Annotated in this window: 14 protein-coding genes; 4 read left to right on the top strand and 10 right to left on the bottom strand. The window is 65.6% G+C overall.

The genetic code is table 11. From position 1 onward, the window contains the following. Positions 1 to 193: 193 nt before the first annotated feature. Positions 194 to 592, top strand: a complete 399-nt coding sequence (locus ACVWYP_RS03015) for a nuclear transport factor 2 family protein (RefSeq protein ID WP_028341877.1) — start codon at positions 194 to 196, stop codon at positions 590 to 592. Positions 593 to 663: 71 nt separating this feature from the next. Here ACVWYP_RS03015 and ACVWYP_RS03010 read toward each other — a convergent pair whose 3' ends face one another. The 7 genes from ACVWYP_RS03010 to cyoA form a co-directional block, all read right to left on the bottom strand. Continuing rightward, positions 664 to 1,200 carry a response regulator transcription factor gene (locus tag ACVWYP_RS03010; protein WP_304497685.1) on the bottom strand — a complete coding sequence of 179 codons (537 nt, stop codon included), beginning with the start codon at positions 1,198 to 1,200 and terminating at the stop codon, positions 664 to 666. Further along, complete coding sequence (locus ACVWYP_RS03005) at positions 1,190 to 2,518, bottom strand: ATP-binding protein (protein WP_439711230.1); 1,329 nt, start codon at positions 2,516 to 2,518, stop codon at positions 1,190 to 1,192. Before ACVWYP_RS03005 ends, ACVWYP_RS03010 begins: the two co-directional genes overlap by 11 nt. A 28-nt stretch (positions 2,519 to 2,546) precedes the next feature. Beyond that, positions 2,547 to 3,335 carry an SURF1 family protein gene (locus ACVWYP_RS03000; RefSeq protein WP_304497683.1) on the bottom strand — a complete coding sequence of 263 codons (789 nt, stop codon included), beginning with the start codon at positions 3,333 to 3,335 and terminating at the stop codon, positions 2,547 to 2,549. Positions 3,336 to 3,604: 269 nt separating this feature from the next. Next, positions 3,605 to 3,997: a cytochrome o ubiquinol oxidase subunit IV gene (cyoD, locus tag ACVWYP_RS02995; protein WP_304497682.1), complete on the bottom strand. Its 393-nt coding sequence runs from the start codon at positions 3,995 to 3,997 to the stop codon at positions 3,605 to 3,607. Beyond that, on the bottom strand, positions 3,994 to 4,632 hold the full coding sequence (gene cyoC / locus ACVWYP_RS02990) for a cytochrome o ubiquinol oxidase subunit III (protein ID WP_304497681.1): 639 nt from the start codon (positions 4,630 to 4,632) through the stop codon (positions 3,994 to 3,996). The genes cyoD and cyoC overlap by 4 nt, the downstream gene beginning before the upstream one ends. Beyond that, complete coding sequence (cyoB, locus tag ACVWYP_RS02985; RefSeq protein ID WP_304497680.1) at positions 4,629 to 6,632, bottom strand: cytochrome o ubiquinol oxidase subunit I; 2,004 nt, start codon at positions 6,630 to 6,632, stop codon at positions 4,629 to 4,631. The genes cyoC and cyoB overlap by 4 nt, the downstream gene beginning before the upstream one ends. 10 nt (positions 6,633 to 6,642) lie before the next feature. Further along, positions 6,643 to 7,809: a ubiquinol oxidase subunit II gene (gene cyoA / locus ACVWYP_RS02980; protein WP_304497679.1), complete on the bottom strand. Its 1,167-nt coding sequence runs from the start codon at positions 7,807 to 7,809 to the stop codon at positions 6,643 to 6,645. Positions 7,810 to 8,082: 273 nt separating this feature from the next. Between cyoA and ACVWYP_RS02975 the strand changes: the two genes are divergently transcribed. Next, positions 8,083 to 9,375, top strand: coding sequence for an MFS transporter (locus ACVWYP_RS02975; RefSeq protein ID WP_304497678.1), 1,293 nt, complete (start codon positions 8,083 to 8,085; stop codon positions 9,373 to 9,375). Between the two features lie 186 nt (positions 9,376 to 9,561). Here ACVWYP_RS02975 and ACVWYP_RS02970 read toward each other — a convergent pair whose 3' ends face one another. Then, a complete protein-coding gene (locus tag ACVWYP_RS02970) occupies positions 9,562 to 10,371 on the bottom strand; it encodes a transporter (RefSeq protein ID WP_304497677.1) in 810 nt (269 codons plus the stop codon). Positions 10,372 to 10,563: 192 nt separating this feature from the next. Between ACVWYP_RS02970 and ACVWYP_RS02965 the strand changes: the two genes are divergently transcribed. Then, positions 10,564 to 10,965, top strand: a complete 402-nt coding sequence (locus ACVWYP_RS02965; protein WP_304497676.1) for a c-type cytochrome — start codon at positions 10,564 to 10,566, stop codon at positions 10,963 to 10,965. A 154-nt stretch (positions 10,966 to 11,119) separates the two neighbouring features. Here the strand turns inward: ACVWYP_RS02965 and ACVWYP_RS02960 are convergent, their stop codons facing one another. Both ACVWYP_RS02960 and ACVWYP_RS02955 read right to left on the bottom strand, forming a co-directional pair. After that, a complete protein-coding gene (locus ACVWYP_RS02960) occupies positions 11,120 to 12,613 on the bottom strand; it encodes a M48 family metalloprotease (RefSeq protein WP_304497675.1) in 1,494 nt (497 codons plus the stop codon). A 71-nt stretch (positions 12,614 to 12,684) separates the two neighbouring features. Next, on the bottom strand, positions 12,685 to 13,431 hold the full coding sequence (locus ACVWYP_RS02955; protein ID WP_304497674.1) for a thermonuclease family protein: 747 nt from the start codon (positions 13,429 to 13,431) through the stop codon (positions 12,685 to 12,687). Between the two features lie 475 nt (positions 13,432 to 13,906). Here ACVWYP_RS02955 and ACVWYP_RS02950 point away from each other — a divergent pair, with 475 nt between their 5' ends. Further along, positions 13,907 to 21,427, top strand: coding sequence for an Ig-like domain-containing protein (locus ACVWYP_RS02950; RefSeq protein ID WP_304497673.1), 7,521 nt, complete (start codon positions 13,907 to 13,909; stop codon positions 21,425 to 21,427). Positions 21,428 to 21,500: the final 73 nt, after the last annotated feature.

The raw sequence follows: 21,500 nt of genomic DNA, 5'->3' as shown, positions 1-21,500 counted from the left end.
GCCGTCGCTATACACTGGCAGCGAAGCGAGCCGCAACGACGCTCGAAGCTACGTAAACGATCCTGACCAGTATCGTCCTGTCTTGCTTCATGGATGACGACGGCAACCGGAGCGCGGCGTGCTATGCTGACCGCCCTGCCGTTATTTGATCGACATTAAATTGACCCATCAATTTGCAGCGAGGAGAAATCCGATGGCATCGAATGTTGAGGCGACCAGGAAGGGTTATGAGGCCTTTCAACGTGGTGACATTCCGGCGCTCATGAGGGATCTGATCGATGACGACTGTACGTGGATAACCCCAGGTCCCCAGGATAAGTTGCCTTGGGCCGGGACCTTTAGGGGCAAGCAGCAGATTGCGAACTTCTTCGTCCAGGTCGGTGAGAACCTGGAATTCAGCGAGTTTGCACCGCGTGAGATGATTGAGCAGGGCGACACGGTCGTGGTCCTGGGTACACTCACGGCGCGGGCAAAGAAAACAGGCAAGACTGTAACGAACGAATGGGCCCACGTTTTCAAGTACCGTGACGGGAAGGCGGTCCGCTTTCAGGAGTACATTGACACTGCGGCGGATGTTGCCGCGATGTCGTGACGGCGCGAGAGGCGACCGGCTGAATCAGACGCGCGTTCGCGTGTCTCGTTGGCGTCATCCGCCTCTATCGCCTACTTCACCCGCTGCTTCTCGAGCTTGCGCGCCAACGTCCGGCGGTGCATGCCGAGCCGGCGGGCGGCTTCGGAGATGTTGAAATCGGTCTCGATCAGGGTCTGGTGGATGCGCTCCCATTCCAGCGTCTTGATCGAGGTCGGCCGCGCGCCGACCTCGATGGCGGCGTTGCCTTGCGCTTTAAGGAACGCGGCCTCGATGTCGTCGGTGTTCGACGGCTTGGCCAGATAGTGGCAGGCGCCGAGCTTGATCGCCTCGACCGCGGTCGCGATGCTGGCGAACCCGGTCAGCACGACGATCAGCATCTCGGGGTCGTGCGCGTGCAGCGCCTCGACGCAGGCAAGCCCCGATGCACCGCCGGCGAGCTTCAGGTCGACCACCGCATAGCCGGGCGATTGCTGCTCGAGCAGCTGGCGGACCTCGTCGAGCGAGGCCGACACCGCCACATCATAGCCGCGGCGCTCGAACGAGCGTTTCAGCGTGCGAGCAAAGCCGGCATCGTCCTCGACGATCAGGAGCTGGCGTTCATCCGTCAAGATGGTCTCCGATCGCGAGCGTCGAGAGCGGCAGCTCGAGCTTGACCGCGGCGCCGATGTCCGGCCGGTTGCGCGTCGTCACCACGCCGCCCAGCTTGCGCACGACGTTGACCACCAGGAACAGGCCAAGGCCGCTGCCGGGGCTGCCCTTGGTCGATTGATACGGCTTGCCGATATGCGCCAGCATCTCGCGCGAGAAACCCGGGCCGCGATCGGTCACCGACAGCACCAGGCGGTCGGCATTGCGCTCGGCGGTCAGCTCTATCCAGTCGCGCGAGACCTCGGCGGCGTTGTCGAGCACGTTGAAGATCGCCTGCTTGAGCGCGATGTCGGATACGATCGCGAGATCAGCGCCGAAGGCGTTGCGGAAATACAGCGTGGCCGACGGCCGCGTCGTCCGCCATTCCTCGACCAGCGCCGTCAGGAACGCCGCGACCGTGGTCGGCGAGGAGCCTTCGCCGCGGGCCTCGCCGGCCGAGAGCAGGATGCCCGTGACGATCGACTTGCAGCGCTGCACCGAGATCTCCATCTCGCCGAGGTCCTGCGACAGCTCAGGATCGGAGGCGAGCGCGGGCATCCGGCGCCAGTCGCCCAGGATGACCGAGAGCGAGGCGAGCGGCGTGCCGAGCTCGTGCGCGGCACCGGAGGCCAGGAGGCCGATCCGGACGATGTGATCCTGCTCGGTGGCGTGCTGGCGCAGCGCCGCGAGGCGCAGGTCGCGATCGCGCAGATTGCGGTTGATCCGGGTCATGAACACCACGAGCAGCACGGCGTCGAGCACGAGGCCGATGAAGGTGCCGGCGATATAGAGGTTGAAGGCATCGGCGAAACCATGCTGCGGCAGCTCCAGCGGCCGGTAATAGCTGGTCAGCCAGGCGAAGTTCATGCAGACCAGCGCCACCAGCGACCAGGTCGAGGGCGCATCGAGCAGCACCGCGCCAAGCGTCACCTGCAGCAGATAGAGCGAGGTGAAGGGGTTGGTGGCGCCGCCGCTGAGATAGAGCAGGGCGGTCAGCGCCGCCACGTCGAGCGCCAGCGCGACCAGCAGCTCGCGGTTGTTGATGTCGGCGCGGTAGCGCAGCCACAGCAGGCTGACGACATTGAGTGCCACCAGTCCGGAGATCACGGCCGCCAAGGGCAGCAGCGGCAGCGCGACGCCCAACCAGAACTGCACGAAGCCGATGGTGGCGATCTGGCCGATCACGGCGATCCAGCGCAGCTGGACCAGGAGGGCCATGTTCTTGCGATTGGTCGCGATGTCGGCGGGGGCGGCGAGATCGAACGGCATGCCGGCGGCCGCGCCCGTCGCGGACGCCATCACCGCCGTGCCGGTCGCGGCCTTGTCGTCATGCAGATCCGATGTGCGCTCGAGCATCTGGGCCTGTGTCGCGAGACAGATTGCGGGCTGCGCCGATCAGGCGGCGCACGGCGGCGCGCCGTGAGCCCCACCTTGGATCGGAGGCGCCGGCGCGGCCCCTGCCGCTGATGACGCGCAGGAGCGCGCCCGCCAGCATAAAGGCCAGTGCGAACCATGTCAGCGCGTAAATCAGATGGTTGTTCGGAAACCGCACGATCGTGAGCCCGCCGATTGGGGAGCCGCCCGGATTTGGCGTCGCATCGGCGTCGATGAAGAAGGGGGCTACATGCGACAATCCGTGCACGGCGGCGATCGCGGCGACGTCGCGGGAATACCAGCGGCCGGCCGAAGCGTCGTTGCTGCGCAGGAATCCGCCCTTCGGCTCCGACATCCGCAGCAGTCCGGTGACGCTGACGGCGCCCTGCGGCTCGCCATCGCGCCGTGTCGCGGGGTCGCGTTTATCAGCGGGAACAAAGCCGCGGTTGACCAGCACGGTGGTTCCGTCGGCGGCTTGCAGCGGGGTCAGTACCCAGAAGCCGGGGCCCTCTGAAGTGACGGCCTGCACCAGCGTTTCGTCGCCGTTGAGGAACGTGCCGCGTACGGTGACGCGGCGGTATTCATCGCTCGCGGCCGTGACGGCCGGCCATGACGATGGCGGCGGCGGCGCGACCGGCGCCGCATGCATGCGCTGCTCGACCCGTTCGATCAGCGCCAGCTTCCAGCTCCTGCGTTCGACCTGCCAGACGCCGAGCGCGCCCAGCAGCACCAAGCCCAGCATGCCCAGCGCGAGCAATGAATAGCGACGGAGAGTCGAATTGCGGCCGCGCCGGGACTGCGCCCCCTCTCCCGCTTGCGGGGGAAGGTTGGGGTGGGGGTGTCGCCGCGAGTCGGAAGGGTCATTATGTGGAGAGAGCCCCCACCCGCCACGCGCTGCGCGCGTCATAGCCGAAGCTTTGCTTCGGCGTCCTTCAAGGACGGCCGCCAAGGGCGGCCTATGCTCCGCCGCAAGCGGGAGAGGTGAAGAGGGGTCTGAGGCGCTCCGCTTCGTCACGGCATCTGGCTCATGTCGTGCATCGGCATCATGTTGATGTTGAGGTGATGCATGACCCACAGCGAGCCGGTCAGCGCGATCACCACCATGACCACGGTGAAGATCATCGCCATCATGGTCCAGCCGTTCTCGGACCGCGTGTTCATGTGCAGGAAGTACACCATGTGCACGACGATCTGCACCGCGGCGAGCACCAGCACGATCAGCGCGGTGACCTGCTTGTCGGCGATGGCACCGGTCATCACCAGCCAGAATGGCACGGCGGTGAGGATGACCGACAGGCTGAAGCCGATCAGATAACTCTGCAGCGAGCCATGGGATGCCCCGCCGTGAGCGTCGTGGCCGTGCCCGCCGGCGTTGGCTTCGAGAGCGTGAGCTTCTTTTGTCATCGCAGCATTCCCAGGAGATAGACGAAGGTGAAGACGCCGATCCAGACCACGTCGAGGAAGTGCCAGAACATCGAGAGGCACATCAGCCGGCGCTGGTTGGCTTCGGTGAGGCCGAAGCGCGCGGTCTGCACCATCAGCGTCACCAGCCAGACGAGGCCGAAGGTGACGTGCAGGCCGTGGGTGCCGACCAGCGTGAAGAACGACGACAGGAAGGCGCTGCGCTGCGGCGTCGCGCCCTCATGGATCATGTGGGCGAACTCGGTGAGCTCGATGCCGAGGAAAGCGAGGCCGAACAACCCGGTGATGGCGAGCCAGGCCTGCGTCGCGCCGATCCTCGATTTCTCCATCGTCAGCATGGCGAAGCCATAGGTGATCGAGGAGAGCAGCAGCATCGTGGTGTTGAGCGCGACCAGCTTGAGATCGAACAGGTCCTTCGGCGCCGGGCCGGCGGCATAGTTGCCGCCGAGCACGCCATAGGTCGCGAACAGCATCGCGAAGATGAGGCAGTCGCTCATCAGGTAGATCCAGAAGCCCAGCATGGTGCTGGCGCCTTCCGGATGCGCGTGCTCGTCGATGACGTGAAAGACCGGCTCGGAGTCTTGGAAGGCTTGGGTGGAAACGGTTGCAACGCTCATGTCTGGGCTCCCGCGGCGAGAACGCGCGTCCGCGCCTCTTCGGCCCGCACCACCTCATCCGTCGGGATGTGGAAGTCGCGGTGATAGTTGAAGGTGTGGCCGATCGCGACCGCGAGCAGCGCAACGAAGCTGACGGCGGCGAGCCACCAGATGTACCAGATCAGGGCGAACCCCATCACCGTCGCGAAGCCGGCGAGGATGATGCCGGTGCCGGTGTTGGACGGCATGTGGATCGGCTTGAAGCCGGTCAGCGGGCGCCTGTAGCCGCGGCGCTTCATGTCCCACCAGGCGTCGTTGTCGTAGACCACGGGCGTGAAGGCGAAGTTGTAGTCCGGCGGCGGCGAGGAGGTCGCCCATTCCAGTGTCCGCGCGTTCCAGGGATCGCCGGTGGTGTCCTTCAGCTGCTCGCGGCGCAGAATGCTGACCGCGAACTGCACCAGCATCGCGACGATGCCGAGCAGGATCAGGAACGCGCCGAAGCCCGCGATGATGAACCAGATCTGCAAGGACGGATCGTCGAACACGCGGAGCCTTCTGGTCACGCCCATCAGGCCGAGCACGTAGAGCGGCATGAAGGCGAAGTAGAAGCCCGAGACCCAGAACCAGAACGACAGCTTGCCCCAGAACGGATCGAGCCTGAAGCCGAACGCCTTCGGGAACCAGTAGTTGATGCCGGCGAACAGGCCGAACAGCACGCCGCCGATGATCACGTTGTGGAAATGCGCGATCAGGAACAGGCTGTTATGCAGCACGAAATCGGCCGGCGGCACCGCCAGCAGCACGCCGGTCATGCCACCGATCACGAAGGTCAGCATGAATGCCACCGTCCACATCATCGGCAGCTCGAAGCGGATGCGGCCGCGATACATCGTGAACAGCCAGTTGAACATCTTCGCGCCCGTCGGGATCGAGATGATCATGGTGGTGATGCCGAAGAACGAGTTCACGCTGGCGCCGGAGCCCATCGTGAAGAAGTGGTGCAGCCAGACCAGGTAGGACAGGATGGTGATGACGACGGTGGCGTAGACCATCGAGGTGTAGCCGAATAGCCGCTTGCCGGAGAACGTCGCGGTCACCTCGGAGAAGATGCCGAACGCCGGCAGCACCAGGATGTAGACCTCGGGGTGGCCCCAGATCCAGATCAGGTTCACGTACATCATCGGGTTGCCGCCGAAGTCGTTCGTGAAGAAGTTGGTGCCGACGTAACGATCCAGCGACAGCAGCGCCAGCACCGCTGTCAGCACCGGGAAGGAGGCGACGATCAGGACGTTGGTGCAGAGTGAGGTCCAGGTGAACACCGGCATCTTCATCATCGTCATGCCCGGCGCGCGCAGCTTGACGATGGTGCAGATCAGGTTGATGCCCGATAGCGTCGTACCGACGCCGGCGACCTGTAGTCCCCATATGTAATAGTCGACGCCGACGTCGGGACTGTAGCCGATGTTCGACAGCGGCGGGTAGGCGAGCCAGCCGGTGCGGGCGAATTCACCGACGAACAGCGACATCATCACCAGCACGGCGCCGCCGACCGTCATCCAGAAGCTGAAATTGTTGAGGAACGGGAAGGAGACGTCGCGAGCGCCGATCTGCAGCGGCACCACGTAGTTCATCAGGCCGGTGACCAGCGGCATTGCCACGAAGAAGATCATGATCACGCCGTGCGCGGTGAAGATCTGGTCGTAGTGATGGGCCGGCAGATAGCCGTCGGAGCCGCCAAACGCGATCGCCTGCTGCAGCCGCATCATCAGCGCGTCCGCGAAGCCGCGCAGCAGCATCACGATGCCGAGGATCATGTACATGATGCCGATGCGCTTGTGGTCCACGGTGGTGAACCATTCGCGCCACAGATAGGTCCAGAGCCGGAAGTAGGTGACGATCGCAAACAGCGCGAGGCCGCCGGTCGCCACCACCGCGAAGGTGCCGACCAGGATCGGCTCATGGAACGGCAGCGCTTCCAGATTGAGGCGACCGAAGACCATCTTGACGAGATCGGGATTCATGCGGTCCTCCTCAGGACTCTGATTTCGGATGCTGGCCGAGCAGCAAGGATGTCGACGACGGATGCGCGGGCGAGAACGGCGGGCGCTTCAGCCCGAAGCCGCGCAGCGGCGTCAGGTCGAGCGGCGCGGTGACCTCGCGCGACGGCGCGTCCTTGATCTCGTCCATCGAGCAGATGCCGGCGACAAAGGTCGGCTCAGAGCCGAGCGGCGCGCCGCGGCGGGCATATTTGTCGTAGGTCAGCGGCAGCGTGTTGTTGAGGCCTTCGCGGCCGAGGCCGCCCTTGGCGTCGATCGCCATCATCTCGCTCATGCACATCTTGCCGGGCTCGACGCACATGTTGAGGATCGCCTTGTAGAGATCGCGATCGACCGAGCGGTAGAGCCGGACCGGATCGTTCTGGCTCGGACGCTCGAGCTGCAGATAGTCGGTGCGGCCGAGCATGCTGGCGCTGGCCTTGGCGCTGCCGATCCACTTGTCGAAATCCGTTGCCGACAGGCTCTTGAACTCGAAGTGCATGCCGGAGAAGCCGGCGCCGCTGTAATTGGCGGAGAAGCCGCGATAGGTGCCTTCCTTGTTGGCGACCGCGTGCAGCTTGGTCTCCATGCCGGGCATGGCGTAGATCTGGCCGGCAAGTGCGGGGATGTAGAACGAGTTCATCACGGAGGACGCCGTGATGCGGAAGCGGATCGGGCGGTCGACCGGAGCTGCGAGCTCGTTGACGGCAGCGACGCCGTAGTCCGGGTAGATGAACAGCCACTTCCAGTCGAGTGCGACCACCTCGACATTGAGCGGGGCGTCCTTGCTCTCGATCGGCTTGTCGGCGGCGATGCGGCCGAGCGAGCGGTAGGGATCGAGCAGATGGGTGCCCATCCAGGTCAGTGCGCCCAGGCAGATGATGATCAGCAGCGGCGCCGACCAGATCACGAGCTCGAGCTGGGTGGAGTGATCCCACTCCGGCTCATAGGGGGCCGCGGTGTTGGACTGGCGGTAGCGCCAGGCGAAGAACACAGTCAGCGCCATCACCGGAAGCACGATGATGAGCATCAGGACGGTCGAGATGACGACGAGGTCGCGCTGCTGGGCGGCGATGTCGCCGGCAGGGGCGAGGACGACGAAATCGCACCCGCCAAGGAGCGCCGCGAACGGCAATAAGGCCAATAATTTCAAGGCGCGCACGGCTCACCCCACTTGAATTTTATGAGTTCCGCCAAGGGGTAGCTGCGATGCAGCAAAGTTCACATTGGACAATTTGTCCAATGTTGCACTGCGAGATGGAGGGTCAGAAGGTGAGGTGGACCGCGTGGCAAATTCCGCCCGTGGCCTCATCTCTTGCTTGAGCATGGTCTCCGCGCAAACGCATTCCGCGTTTGTCGCGAGGGAAAACCGGTTTCCGCTTTCCCGGATCATGCTCCAAAGGACGGTTCTCCGGCGATGGCACAAGCCCCAGCAATGGCTCACGGCACCCCGACCGCATCAGGTCACGCGCAGGCGAAACCCGGCGATATCGCCATCGGCGTCATCATCGGACGCACGTCGGAATTCTTCGACTTCTTCGTCTATGCGATCGCCTCGGTCATCGTGTTTCCGAAGCTGGTGTTTCCGTTCGTCAATGAACTGACCGGCACGCTCTATTCGTTCGGCATCTTCGCGCTGGCCTTCGCCGCGCGGCCGCTCGGCACCGTCATCTTCATGGCGGTCGACCGCCGCCACGGCAAGGGCGCCAAGCTCGTCATCGCGCTGTTCCTGCTCGGCACCGCCACGGTCGCGCTCGCCTTCCTGCCCGGCTACGACACGATCGGCGTCGCGGCGATCTGGCTGTTGGCCGCCGCGCGCGTGCTGCAGGGCATCGCCTGGGGCGGCGCCTGGGACGGCCTTGCCTCGCTGCTGGCGATGAATTCGCCGGCGCATCGCCGCGGCTGGTACGCGATGGTGCCGCAGCTCGGCGCGCCGCTCGGTCTGATCGTGGCCAGCGCGCTGTTCGCCTTCTTCGCCGGCAACCTCTCGGCGGATGATTTCTTCGACTGGGGCTGGCGCTATCCGTTCTTCGTCGCCTTCGCCATCAACGTGGTGGCGCTGTTCGCGCGGCTGCGCATGGTGGCGACGGATGAATATTCCGAGCTGTTCGAAAGCCGCGATCTCGAGCCGGCGCGGGTCGGCGAGACCGTCGCGCAGGAGGGCCGCAACATCCTGCTCGGCGCCTTCGCGCCGCTGGCGAGCTTTGCGCTGTTCCACATGGTCACGGTGTTTCCGCTGTCCTGGGTGTTCCTGTTCACCAAGGAAAGCCCGGTGCGCTTCCTCATCATCGAGATGATCGGCGCGATGGTCGGCGTGGTCGCGATCGTCGCCTCCGGCATGATCGCCGACCGCGTCGGCCGCAAGCCGCTGCTGCTGGGCTCGGCGGTCGCGATCGCGGTGTATAGCGGCTTCGCGCCGCAGCTGCTCGACGCCGGCGCGTTCGGTGAAACTGTGTACATGGTGCTCGGCTTCGTGCTGCTCGGCCTGTCGTTCGGCCAGTCGTCGGGCGCGATCGCCTCAAGCTTCGCGCGCAACTATCGCTACACGGCCTCGGCACTGACCTCGGATTTCGCCTGGCTGTTCGGTGCCGGCTTTGCGCCGCTCGCTGCGCTGCTGCTGGCGACGCATTTCGGCCTGATCTCGGCCGGCGCGTATCTGCTGTCGGGCGCGGTGTGGACGCTGCTGGCGCTGTGGCTGAGCGGATTGCGCGAAGCGGAAGTCAATTAGTCAAGCAGCAGATGGCGCACGGCCTCGTTTCCATCCACGAGGCGTGCCCACCTCCCCTTGAAAAGGGGAGGTCGCTTTGCTCGCCAGAGCAAAGCGGGTGGGGATCCTCTCTCTCCGCATAGAGCGTCGCCTGTGGCTGATCCCCATCCCGACCTTCCCCCTTTCAGGGGGAGGGAGGAAGCATCCTCAGCGGAACAATCCGTCGACGCGGAACGAATAGCCCAGGCCGACGATGTAGTTCGGCGAGTTGCGGTTGAGCCCGAACGCGACATGGAAGTCGACCTGCTGGGTCGGCGTGATCTGGTACAGGCCGCCGGAGTTGATGAGCTGGGTCGGCCGCGCGCCGTCGGGATAGTCGCCGACATATTCGGTGAACACGCTGATCCGCTCGGTCAGCTTCTTCTCGATCACGAAGGTCGCTTCCGACATGTGCCGGCCGGTCAGCTCGGCGGGGCGGAAGAATTCGGTGAACATGCCGCTGACGCCCCAGCCGTCATGCAGCTCCCATGACCACGGCAATTGGATATAGGGCTGCGCGCCGCGCCCGGCGATTTCGGCCGCGCCCGTCGGCAGCGCGACGCCGGCCGTGATCGAGAGGTCGAGCTTCCGCGGCAGCGGGCTGATCTGCCATTTGATCCCCGGCGCGACGTCGGAAAAGCCCGAGGCGCCGGGCGACTTCACAGTGCCGACATAGCTCGGCAGGTCGATCAGCACTTCGAGGCAGGGGGCGATGCCGAGCCGCCAGCGGCTGTTGCTGCCGTCGATGCTGCGGCCACTGCTGCGGCCGGTCAGGTTGATGCCGTTCTCGTTCTGCAGGCTCCCGACCGGCACGACGATACTCGAATTGGTGACGTCGGGCCGGTCGGTCGCGATTTCGTCGCTCGGCTTGGGACAGCCGTCCGCGCGCGCGGCGGTGGCTGCTGCGAGTGTGAGCGCAGCAAGCACGCACCCGAGTTCGGCAAGTCGAGCGACGGCGCCGAACCGATTCTGAAACACTGGGGATGCTCCAATAGCCCGGCGCCGCTGCGGAGGTGGCAGCTTCGATAGAGATCGGCGGCGCGTGGGGATATTCCCGGTTGGCTCAAAAATCTTCGTCAGTTGCCGGCCGCGCGAAGCGCACGGCATTTCAGGGAATAGAATGGCAGCATGGCTGCTCCTGTTGTGGTGGCAAACAGGAGAGCCCCGGGAATGACCATTCGTTCGATCGCAGGCGTGCTGGCGCCGCGGCAAGCCAAAATTGCCGCGATGGCGGCCATCGCGATTCTGCTCGCCGTGAACAGCGCCCGTGCCGCGGGAGATGCGGCGCGCGGCGCCACGCTGTACCAGGGCTGCGGCGATTGCCATTCGATCGAGAAGAACGACGTCGGCCCGATGCACAGGGGCGTGGTGGGCCGGCTTGCCGGCTCCGTCGCGGGCTACAATTACTCGGACGCGCTGAAGAATTCGAAGATCGTGTGGACCGAGCAGAATCTCGACAAATGGCTCACCGGTCCGGACGCCATGGTTCCGGGCACCAAGATGTTCTACGAGGTTCAGGATCCGAAGGACCGCGCCGACATCATCGCCTTCCTGAAGGAGAAGGCGAAGTAGAGCGCTCTCTGTCTGTCGTCCCTGCGAAAGCAGGGACCCATAATCACAGGAATATGTTGTTGGGGTTTTCAATCAATCGATAGCTGTGGTTATGGGTCCCGGCCTTCGCCGGGACGACAGCGGTAGTGAGGCGCGAGCGCGACGCCTCGCGGCCTCAATCCACCACGATCTTGACGCGGTCGCGCGGCTTCACCTGGGCATGGGCGTCGAGGCCGTTGAGCACGCGGAAGCGCTCGGTCGGGTGATCGACGCCGGACATGCGGTGCGACAGCGATTCCACGGTGTCGCCGGGCTGCACGTTGATGACCTTGATGCGCAGCGGGCGCGCGGCCTGGATCTCGTCAAGCGTCAGGCGGCGGAATGAATTGACGGTCTCGCGCGCGTTGCGCTCGCTCTCGGTGGACTTCTGCTTGGCGGCGAAGATGAAGCGGTAGACGTCGCTGCCGAAGCGCAGCGCGTAGACCTTGAACTGCCACTGGTCGCCATGCGCGGTGGCCGACGCCGCCGGAAAGCCGTTGATGTTGAGGTCTTCGGTCGAGGACTTCTCGACGCCTTCCATCCAGCCCGAATTCAGGTAGTCGCCGAGCGACTGCTCGGCCGGCACCCGCACCACGTCGAAGCGCATCGCCTGGCTGCCGCCCTCGCGCACGCCGATCACCGCCTGCGCGGTGTTGTCGAGCGTGAAATTGTCGGGCGCGGTGAAGGTGAAACCGAGCTTGGGATGCAGGAAGCGGCGGCCGCGAACGAAGCCTTCGCTGGGGTCCTCGCCATAGACGATGTTGTCGATCGCGGCGAGATAGGTCTCGCGATCGCGCTCGTTGCTTTCGGGCGACGAGTATTGCCGTGCGGTGGTCTGCGCATTGTTGATGCGCTCGGGCGTCGCCGGATGCGACGAGGTGAAGTCCTGTGCGCGCGGATCGAGCGCGGTCTTGCCGATCTTCAGCGCGGCATTGCGCTCCATCGCGGTCAGGAAGCGCGCCGCGCCGTAGGGATCGAAATGCGCGCGGGCGGCAATCCCGACGCCGATGCCGTCGGCCTCGAACTCCTGCTGGCGCGAGAAGCTCGCCATCGTCAGCTTGGTCTTGGCGAGCGCCAGCGCGGTGAGATCGGGATCGGTGCTCATGTCGGTGACGACGCGCGTCACCACCGCCGCCTGGCGGGCCTGGTCCTCGCGCATCGCCGCGTGCTTGGCCAGCACATGCGCCATCTCGTGGCTCAGCACCGAGGAGAGCTCGGAGGTGTCGCTGGCGAGCGCAATCAGACCGCGCGTGACATAGAGCTGGCCGGTCGGCAGCGCGAAGGCGTTGACTGCGCCGGAATTGAGGATCGTGACCTTGTAGGCCTGGTCGGGCCGTTCCGAGGCAGCGACCAGCCGCTCGACGGTCTTGCTGATCAGGCCCTCGAGCTTCGGGTCGTCATAGGCGCCGCCATAGGACGACAGGATGCGTTCATGCTCGCGCTCGCTCGTGGGCGTCTGCTGCACCACGCGGTTCGGCTTTACCGGCGCCGCCGCTGCCGTGGGCGTGGCCTGCTCGAACCGGCCGACATTGCCGCAGGCCGACAGCGTCAGGGCGGCGCAAACAAGCGCCGGCACAGCCGAAAGGCGGCGGCCAGTCCCCTTTTCACGCCGTCCTGCGCGCTCAATCACGTCAAAAACTCACAAATTGTCCCGTAAAAAGACCGGGGCAGGGCCCCTGGGTTTCTTGAGTCCCTTGGGCCCTAGTTCCCGCCGAGCACTTCAAGCTGCCCCACCCGGAGCAGTTCGATTCGCGGCCCACGTCGTGCTTCCACCCAGCCTCGTACACGAATCTTACGATTTTCCAGAGACTTGGGCGCAAGCCCGGCCGCCTCAAACGCAGGGACTATGCGCCTTGAAATAGTCGCAGCAAAGTCCTGAGTCCAGTTTCGACCGAAATTCAGGTAGGTCGTCGCGCCCGCCTGACGCACGGACAAAACCCTGCCCTCGACCACTGTAAAACGCCCGATCCCGGCCAAAATATCGGCGGAACTTTCGGCGTTTTTTATGACGGTTGCCTCGGCCCAAGTTCCCGATCGAGCGGCCCTCGCCTCGGCCTCGGCCGCCATCAGCGCCGTGGCGCAGTCCTTGTCGGCGGTCTCGGACGACACCAGCGCGAGGCCCTGGCGCAGCAGCTCGCTCTGCACGGGGATCTCGTGACCTGCGAGGAATGCGTAGGCCGGCTGCCGGCCGTAGCGGTCCGGCGTGTCGTCCTGTCCGCGCAGCGTCACCTCGCGGCCGACCAGCAGCGCCGTCAGCGCTGCCTTGGCTTTCGCCTTGTCGGCCACCTCGATACCGGCAAGCCTGACCTCGCGGCCGTCGTCGAGCCGAAGGCTGCGCGCATCGACGACGGCTGCGACGCGACCCTCGCCCTGAATTTCGAAATTGCAGCCAGTCGCTTCGGCGCGTCCGATGCACGCGCCGATCGCGAGGACGCATGCTGTCATCATCACCGTCCGCGGACGGCGACGCCATGCTCTATCGCGTGGAGGCGTCATGCGGCACTCGTCACTCCGGCGCGCTCCGTTCGGAGCGTGGTCGCCAACAAGGACAGTCTGACGGAAAGATCGCTTCGGAGCCACCACAAGCGAAGCGAGATCGCATCGAGGATGCATCGTTGATTCGGTGGTCAATTTTCTGCGGCGCTTCTCGTCGCGTGCACAGGCGAGATTCGTGTTTCACATCAATGCGCGCCTGTCGCGGGACGAACTCGTCTTCACCGCCCCTCGTCGTGACGAAAATTGCCGTCCGATCGTGCGTCGAGCGGCCCTCACACGCGTCAACCTTACCCATTCATGATCTCAACTCCGTGCGCGGAATGAGAATTCGTTATTGTTGCCAATGACTTGCGGCGCAAGGTAACTATTCGGCAATTTTTTGAAGGGCGACCGATTGCGGTCGCTCACGCATATTGCCGAGGTCCTTGTGTCGAATCCCGTTGTTCTGACGCTGACGACCAGCGATCCGCTCCACGATTATCTCCAGCTCTACAACGCGATCTCGGCGATCAGCGTCGGCGGCGGCCTGGCAGCGGCCAACACCGACTACGTCATCAACTTCTCGACCTCCGGCAGCGCCCGCACATTGCAGCTGCTCGACGATCTGCCTGCCATCAACCTGATGAGCGGCTCGACGCTCACTTTCGACGGAAACTCCGACTACAACAATCAACTCGGTGGCCAGGACAACAGCGACATCATCGATGCGCGCGGCTATCAAGGCTTCGTCGTCACATCAGGCACAGTGACGTTCAAGAATCTCACGATCGTCAATGCGGTTGCGAGCGGCGGCAATGGCGGGGTCGGCGGTGGCGGCGGCGGCGCGGGTCTCGGCGGCGGCCTGTTCGTCGGACAGAACGCCAACGTCACGCTGAACAATGTCAATTTCGGCAGCAACACGGCCAAGGGCGGCGATGGCGGCGTGGTCGATCCTGCCGGCGGCGGTGGCGGTGGTGGCGGCATCGGTGCCGATGGCGGCAGCGGCAATGGTGGCGGCGGTGGTGGCGGCGGCTTCGGTGGCCAAGACTATTACGGCTACCACGGCAGTGGCGGCAGTGGTTACAGCGAGGCGGGCTCCGACAGCCAGCATCCCTCGACCGGGGCGCAGACCGCGGGCGGCACACCGGCGACGATCGAAGGTGCGGCGGGCGGTGGACAGGGCGCCGACAATTACGGCGGCATTGGCTATGGCGCGCACGCCGGCGGCGGCGCGAGTGGTGGTGGCGGCGGCGGCGGTGTCGGTGGCGGTGGCGGCGGCATCGGTGGCGCCAACTCGGTGGGCGGCGGCCCGTCGGGCACCCTGATCGGCTTCGGCGGCGCCGGCGGCATGGGCGGCGGTGGCGGCGGCGGCATTTATGGCGGCGGCAACGGTGGTTTCGCCGGCGGTGGCGGCGGCTCCGGCAACGGCGGCGGATACGCGCATACCGGCGGCAATGGCGGCTTCGGCGGCGGTGGCGGCGGTTCGAACGGCACGCCCGGCACCGGCGGATTCGGCGCCGGCAGCGGCTCGCTCGCCGGCGGTGGTGGCGGCGGCCTTGGCGCCGGCGGCGACATCTTCGTTCAGCAAGGCGGCACGCTGACCGTGATCGGCGGCACCTTGATGGATGCGACCGAGACCGGCGGCACCGGTGCCAATGGTGCGGGCAACGGCTCCGCCTATGGCGACATCTTCATCCAGGGCACGATGGTCGTCACGCCGACGCACACCATCTCCTCCCCCTTCGCGGGCGGGCCGACGATATCGACGACGCTCACGATAGCTGACACGATCGCCGACGAACGTGGCATCAGCGGCAGCGGCACGACCGGCAAGCTGGTCGTCTCCGGCGGCGGCACGCTGACGCTGACTGGCGCCAGCACTTACGTCGGCGGCACCCAGATCGACGGCGGCAACATCGTCTCGATCACAGCCGACAACAACATCGGCGGCTCGGCCGGTGCGCTGATCCTCAACGGCGGCACGCTGACCACGACCGGCGGCTACACCTTCACGCACGATATTCAGCTCACCGCCAATGGCGGCACCTTCGACATCTCGTCCGGCACGATCACCGACACCGGTTCGATCAGCGGCTCCGGTACGTTCATGCTGTCCGGCGCCGGCACGTTGCAACTCGGGATGGGACAGCTCGCCGGGCTGACCGGGACGTTCGGTCTGAGCAGCGCGCATCTGTCGCTGACATCGAGCGGCACTTTCGACGACACGCTCTCGGTCAGCGGCAATTCGATCCTGTCGATCGCGAACGGCAAGACCATCTCCGACATCGCCCTCGTGACCGGCAGCGGCAATCTCGGCGTCGACGGCGGCGGTACGCTCGTGCTTGGCCATGCCGCCAACACCTACGGCAGCACGACGATCTATTCGGGCACGGTGTGGCTCACCGCGGCCGGCGCCGCCGGGACCGGCAACATCTCGTTCTCGACCGGCATCGCCGGCACGCTGAAGATCGACAATGCCGCGCTGAGCGGCAATGCGTTCGCCAACACGATCGCGAACTTCAATCCCGGCCAGTTCATCGACCTGACCGGGCTGCAATACAACACCCAGAATCCGTCGCTCAACACGGTCAGCCTGTCCGGCAACACGCTCTCGATCTCGAACGGCACCACGACCGATACGCTGACCCTTGCCGGCGTCGGCGCCGGGACCAGTTTTCAGCTCTCGCAGGATGCCAACGGCGGAACGATCGTGCAGGTCGTCTCGACGCGCGTCTTCAATGTCTCCAACGTCGCCGAGCTCAACGCGGCCATCCTGCAGATGGATTCCGGCGGGCAGAACGCCGCGCCGAATGCCAACTACACAATCAACATCACGGCGAACTTCAGCCTGACGTCGGAGCTGTACGCGCTCAATCTCTTGAGCGGATCGAGCGTCACGATCAACGGCAGCGACGGCCACGGCGGCACGTATACGATCGACGGCCTCAACGCCCAGCGTGGCTTCTTCGTCTATGCGGGCAACGTCAATCTCGAGAACCTGACGATCCAGAACACGGTGGCCGCCGGCGGCGGCGTCGTTCGCGGCGGCGGCGGTGGCGGCGCCGGGCTCGGCGGCGCGCTGTTCATCTCGTCGAACGGCAGCGCCACCATCGACAACGTCACCTTCCACAATAGCGCGGCGATCGGCGGCAACGGCGGTGCCGGCGGCACTGGCAGTATCAGCTCCGGCTACGGCTTCGGCGGCGGCGGCGGGATGGGCGGACGCGGCGGAAGCAGCGGCGGCGGCGGTATCGGCCTCGGCGCTCAGGGCGCGGACAGTGATCTCTTTAGAAACGGTTCACCGGGCATTGTCCCCAACACCGCTGGGGGCGGCAAAGGGAGCGACGGTTACCTGGTCTCGATCGGGGGCGGGACCGAGCTTTACTGGTATGGCGGAGCAGGCGGCGCCAACGGTGGAGGCGGCGGCGCGGCGGGGTGGATCGGCAGCGGCGTCCGCGCACCCTACGGTCCGGGTGGCGGTGTCGGCGGCGGCAACGGGGCTGATGGCGGCAATGGCGGCTTCGGCGGCGGCGGCGGCGATGGCGGCAACGGCGGCTTCGGCGGTGGCGGCGGCTACAATGGCGACGGTGGCTTCGGTGGCGGCGGTGGCATCGGCGGTGTCGGCGGCTTTGGTGGCGGCAATGGCGGCACCAATGGCAACGGCGCGCCGGGCGGCGGTGGTGGCCTTGGCGCGGGCGGCGACGTTTTCGTTCAGCAAGGCGGCTCGCTGACCATCAAGAGCGGCTCGCTGTCGAATGATTCCGGCTTCAGCGCCGTCAAGGGCGGCACCAACGGCATCGGCCAGGCCAGTGGCTCGGGCTTCGGCTCCGGCATTTTCATTCAGGGCAACAACACTCTCAGTTTCGCGCCCGGCAGCGGCCAGACGCTGACTGTCGCCAACGACATCGCGGACCAGAGCGGCAATGGCGGCACCGGTGCCAATGCGGGCGTCGGCGGGCTCGCGATCAGCGGCGGCGGCACCGTCGTCCTCGGCGGCAACAACACCTACACCGGCAACACTACGGTCAGCGGCGCCGGCACAAGGGTGTCGATCTCCGCCAACGTCAATCTCGGCGCGGTCACCAACGTGCTGAAGCTCGGCGACGGCACCGGCATCAGCTTTACGGACGGCTTCACGCAGACCCGCAACATTACCGTCGCCGGCGATCCGGTCTTCAATGTCGCGGCAGGCGAGACCGTTACCCAAAGCGGCGTCATCTCCGATGGCGCGACGCCTGGTGATGTCGAGGTGACCGGCGGCGGCCGGCTGGTGCTGTCCGCGCACAACACCTATTCGGGCGGTACCGTCATCAAGGGCTCGATCCTCGAGCTGGCGGCGAACGGCGCGGCGGGAACCGGCGCGGTCGCCTTCACCGACGGCAGCACCGAAAAACTCGTGCTCGATACCGCGGCATTCTCCGGCACCTCGTTCAGCACGTCGATCACCGGCTTTGCCGGCGGCGACACCATCGACTTCGGCAACATCGCCTATGACGCCACGGCCACCCTGTCCTATGCGAACGGCGTGTTGCTGGTGAAGAGCGGCAGCGGCACGACGCTCGCATCGCTGAACCTGAGTTTTGGTGCAGGCGCCTCGGCCGGCTCGCTGCTTCTTGGTTCCGATGGCTCGGCGACGCCGCATCTGGAAATCCGGTCGCAGGCAAGCATCGCCTCGGTCACGGCAGACACCACCGATCACCTCACGATCCTGAACGCCGGCAAGGTTGTGACCATCACCGTCAACTTCAGCAACACGGTGAGCGTGACCGGCGCGCCCGAATTGCTGCTCAATGACGGCAAGGCCGCGACCTATCTCAGCGGCAGCGGCTCGCAGGCGCTGGTGTTCAGCTACACGGTGCAGGACGGCGACAGCACGTCTGATTTGCAGGTGCAGAGCCTCTCGCTCAATGGCGGCACGATCAGGGATCCCGGCGGCCAGGACGCCGACGTGACCCATGCGGCGACCGATTTGCATCTCGTGATCGACGCGATCGCGCCGACCGTGTCGGTCGCGGCGAGCTCGACCGCGCTGCTGGCCGGGCAGACCTCGACCGTCACCTTCACCTTCTCCGAAGCGATCACCGGCTTCGCGCTGACGGACACGACGGTGAACGGCGGCGCGCTGAGCAACCTCGTGCATGTCGGCGTCAACGCCGCGCACCAGGACATCTACACGGCAACCTTCACACCCGACGTTACCAACGCCGAGGCGGGCTCGGTGCAGGTCAACGCGTCAAGCTATACCGACGGCGCCGGAAACGCCGGCGCGGCAAGCAGCGCGATCAGCTTCACCGGCGATACCAAGGCGCCGACGGTGGCGGTTGCAGCCGATCACACCACGCTGGTTGCCGGCGATAGCGCGGTTGTCACGTTCACCTTCTCCGAGGCCGTCAGCGGCTTTGGATTGGGTGACGTCACCGTCCAGGGCGGTGCGCTGGGCAATCTCACCCATGTCGGCGTCGATGGCGCCGGCCATGACGTCTACACCGCGACCTTCACGCCCGACGTGACCAATGCCGAGGCTGGCTCGGTGCAGGTAAATGCATCGAGCTATAGCGATACGGCCGGCAATTCCGGCTCGTCGAGCAACACGATCAGCTTGAGCGGCGACACCAAGGCGCCGACCGTGTCGGTTTCAGCTGACCATGGTACGCTGCTTGCCGGCCAGACCGCGGTCGTGACCTTCACCTTCTCCGAGGCTGTCGCGGGCTTTGCGCTCGGCGATGTCAGCGTCAGCGGCGGCGCGCTGGGCAGCCTTGTGCATGTCGGCGTCAACGGCGCCGGCCAGGACATCTACACCGCGACCTTCACGCCCGACGTGACCAACGCCGAGGCAGGCTCGGTGCAGGTCAATGCATCGAGCTATAGCGACACGGCCGGCAACGCCGGCGCCGCCAGCAACGCCATCAACTTCACCGGTGACACGCTGGCGCCGACGGTCTCCGTCACGCTCAATCCCGACACGGTGCTGGCCGGCGACCTCTCGGTCGCGACCTTCACCTTTTCGGAGGCGGTGTCGGGCTTCGCCCTTGGCGACATCACCGTCCATGGCGGCGCGCTGACCAATCTCGTGCATGTCGGGCTCAACGGGGCTGGGCAGGACGTCTACACCGCGACCTTCACGCCCGATGTCAGCGACACCGAGACCGGCTCGGTGAAGGTGAATGCTTCCGGTTACAGCGATGTGGCCGGCAATGCCGGCGCGGCAAGCAACACCGCGACGATCGGCGGCGATACGCTGGCGCCGACGGTGTCGATCGCGGCTGATCGTAACGCGCTGCTGGCGGGCCAGGCCGCGCTGGTGACGTTCACGTTCTCCGAGCAAATCGCGAGCTTCGCGCTTGGTGACGTCACGGTGCATGGCGGGGCGTTGGGCAATCTGGTCCATCTCGGCGTCAACGCATCGGGCCAGGACGTCTACACGGCAATTTTCACGCCGGACGAAAGCAACACTGAAGCCGGATCGGTGCAGGTCACCGCGTCTGGTTACACCGACGTCGCCGGCAATAGCGGCGCGGCAAGCAACGCCATCAATTTCACCGGCGATACCAGAGCCCCGACTGTGTCGGTTGCGGTGAGTCCGAGCACGGTGCTTTCCGGCCAGACTTCGGCCGTCACCTTCACCTTCTCCGAAGAGGTCGCGGGCTTTGCGCTCGGCGACACGGCCGTCGCCGGTGGTGCGCTCAGCAATCTGATCCATGTCGGGCTCAATGGTTCAGGCCAGGACGTCTACACCGCGATCTTCACGCCCGATATCAACGACGTCGTCGCGGGCTCGATCCGGGTCACCGCCGCGAGCTATGCCGACGTATCAGGCAATACCGGCGCGGCGAGCAATACCGCGACGATCGGTGGCGACACGCATCCGCCGACGGTATCGGTGGTGGCCGATCACACCCTGCTGCACGCCGGCGACGCCGCGCTGATGACGTTCACCTTTTCCGAGGCGGTCGCGGGCTTCGGGCTTGGCGACGTCACCGTCCATGGCGGCCTGCTGGGCAGCCTCGTCCATGTCGGCATCAACGGCGCAGGCCACGATATCTACACCGCGACCTTCACGGCCGATGTCACCGACCATCTGTCGGCCGATCTTTCGGTTGCCGGGGCGAGCTACACCGACATCGCCGGCAATGCCGGCGGAGCAAGCAACGCGGTCAGCTTCACCGGCGACACCAAGGCACCATCGGCTCCGACGCTAATGCTGCACCGGGACACCGGCGTCTCCAGCGCCGACCACATTACCAGCAATGCGCTGATCGATTACACCAAGTTCGATGCGGCCGACACGCTGCGCTACAAGGCCGACGGCGCGTCGGGCTTCTCGACGACGGCGCCGGTCTTTACGACCGACGGCGTGCACTCCGTGACGGTGCAGGAGGTCGACGCCGCCGGCAACGTCGGCGCGTCGTCGAGCCTGACGTTCACGCTCGACACCACGGCGCCTCATCTCACCGGGATCACCGCGACGCCCTCCGGCGGCGTCGCGACGCCGGGTTCGCTGGTCCAGCTGACGGTCGGCTTCAACGAGGCGGTGCACGTCAATGGCGGCACGCCGAGCCTGACACTGAACGATGGCGGCACCGCAATCTACGACGCTGCGGCAACGGCGCTGCTCGGCGATTCCTCGAAGTTGGTGTTCGATCATGTCGTTTCGTCGACGGATCGCGCCGGCTCGCTGGCGGTGACCGGCTTCGCCGCCAATGGCGCCGATGTCGTCGACCTGGCCGGCAATGCGGCCTCGCTTTCGGCGGTGTCCGCCGTCTTCGACACCCTGCATATCAACGAGACCATCGTGCCGGCCTACACGCTCGGCGCCATTACCCGGCCGGAATTGCATCTGGATCTGGGCGGTCGCATCATCATGGATGAAACGGCATCGGCATTCGCCGGACATTATGGCATGCAGTACCTGTTCCTCGGTCTGCCGGCGGGAACGCCCCATCAGACCGTTCCCGACTTTCATCTCTGATCGCAGCGCGGCTGGAAGCTCCGGCGCGGCACCTCATTCCGCTTAGCGGAAAACAGATTGCTGCCGCTGCGGC

It is taken from the genome of Bradyrhizobium sp. USDA 3262 (assembly GCF_054060035.1).
Note: the sequence above shows the minus strand (reverse complement) of the source record. Positions and strands in the feature narration are given on the sequence as shown.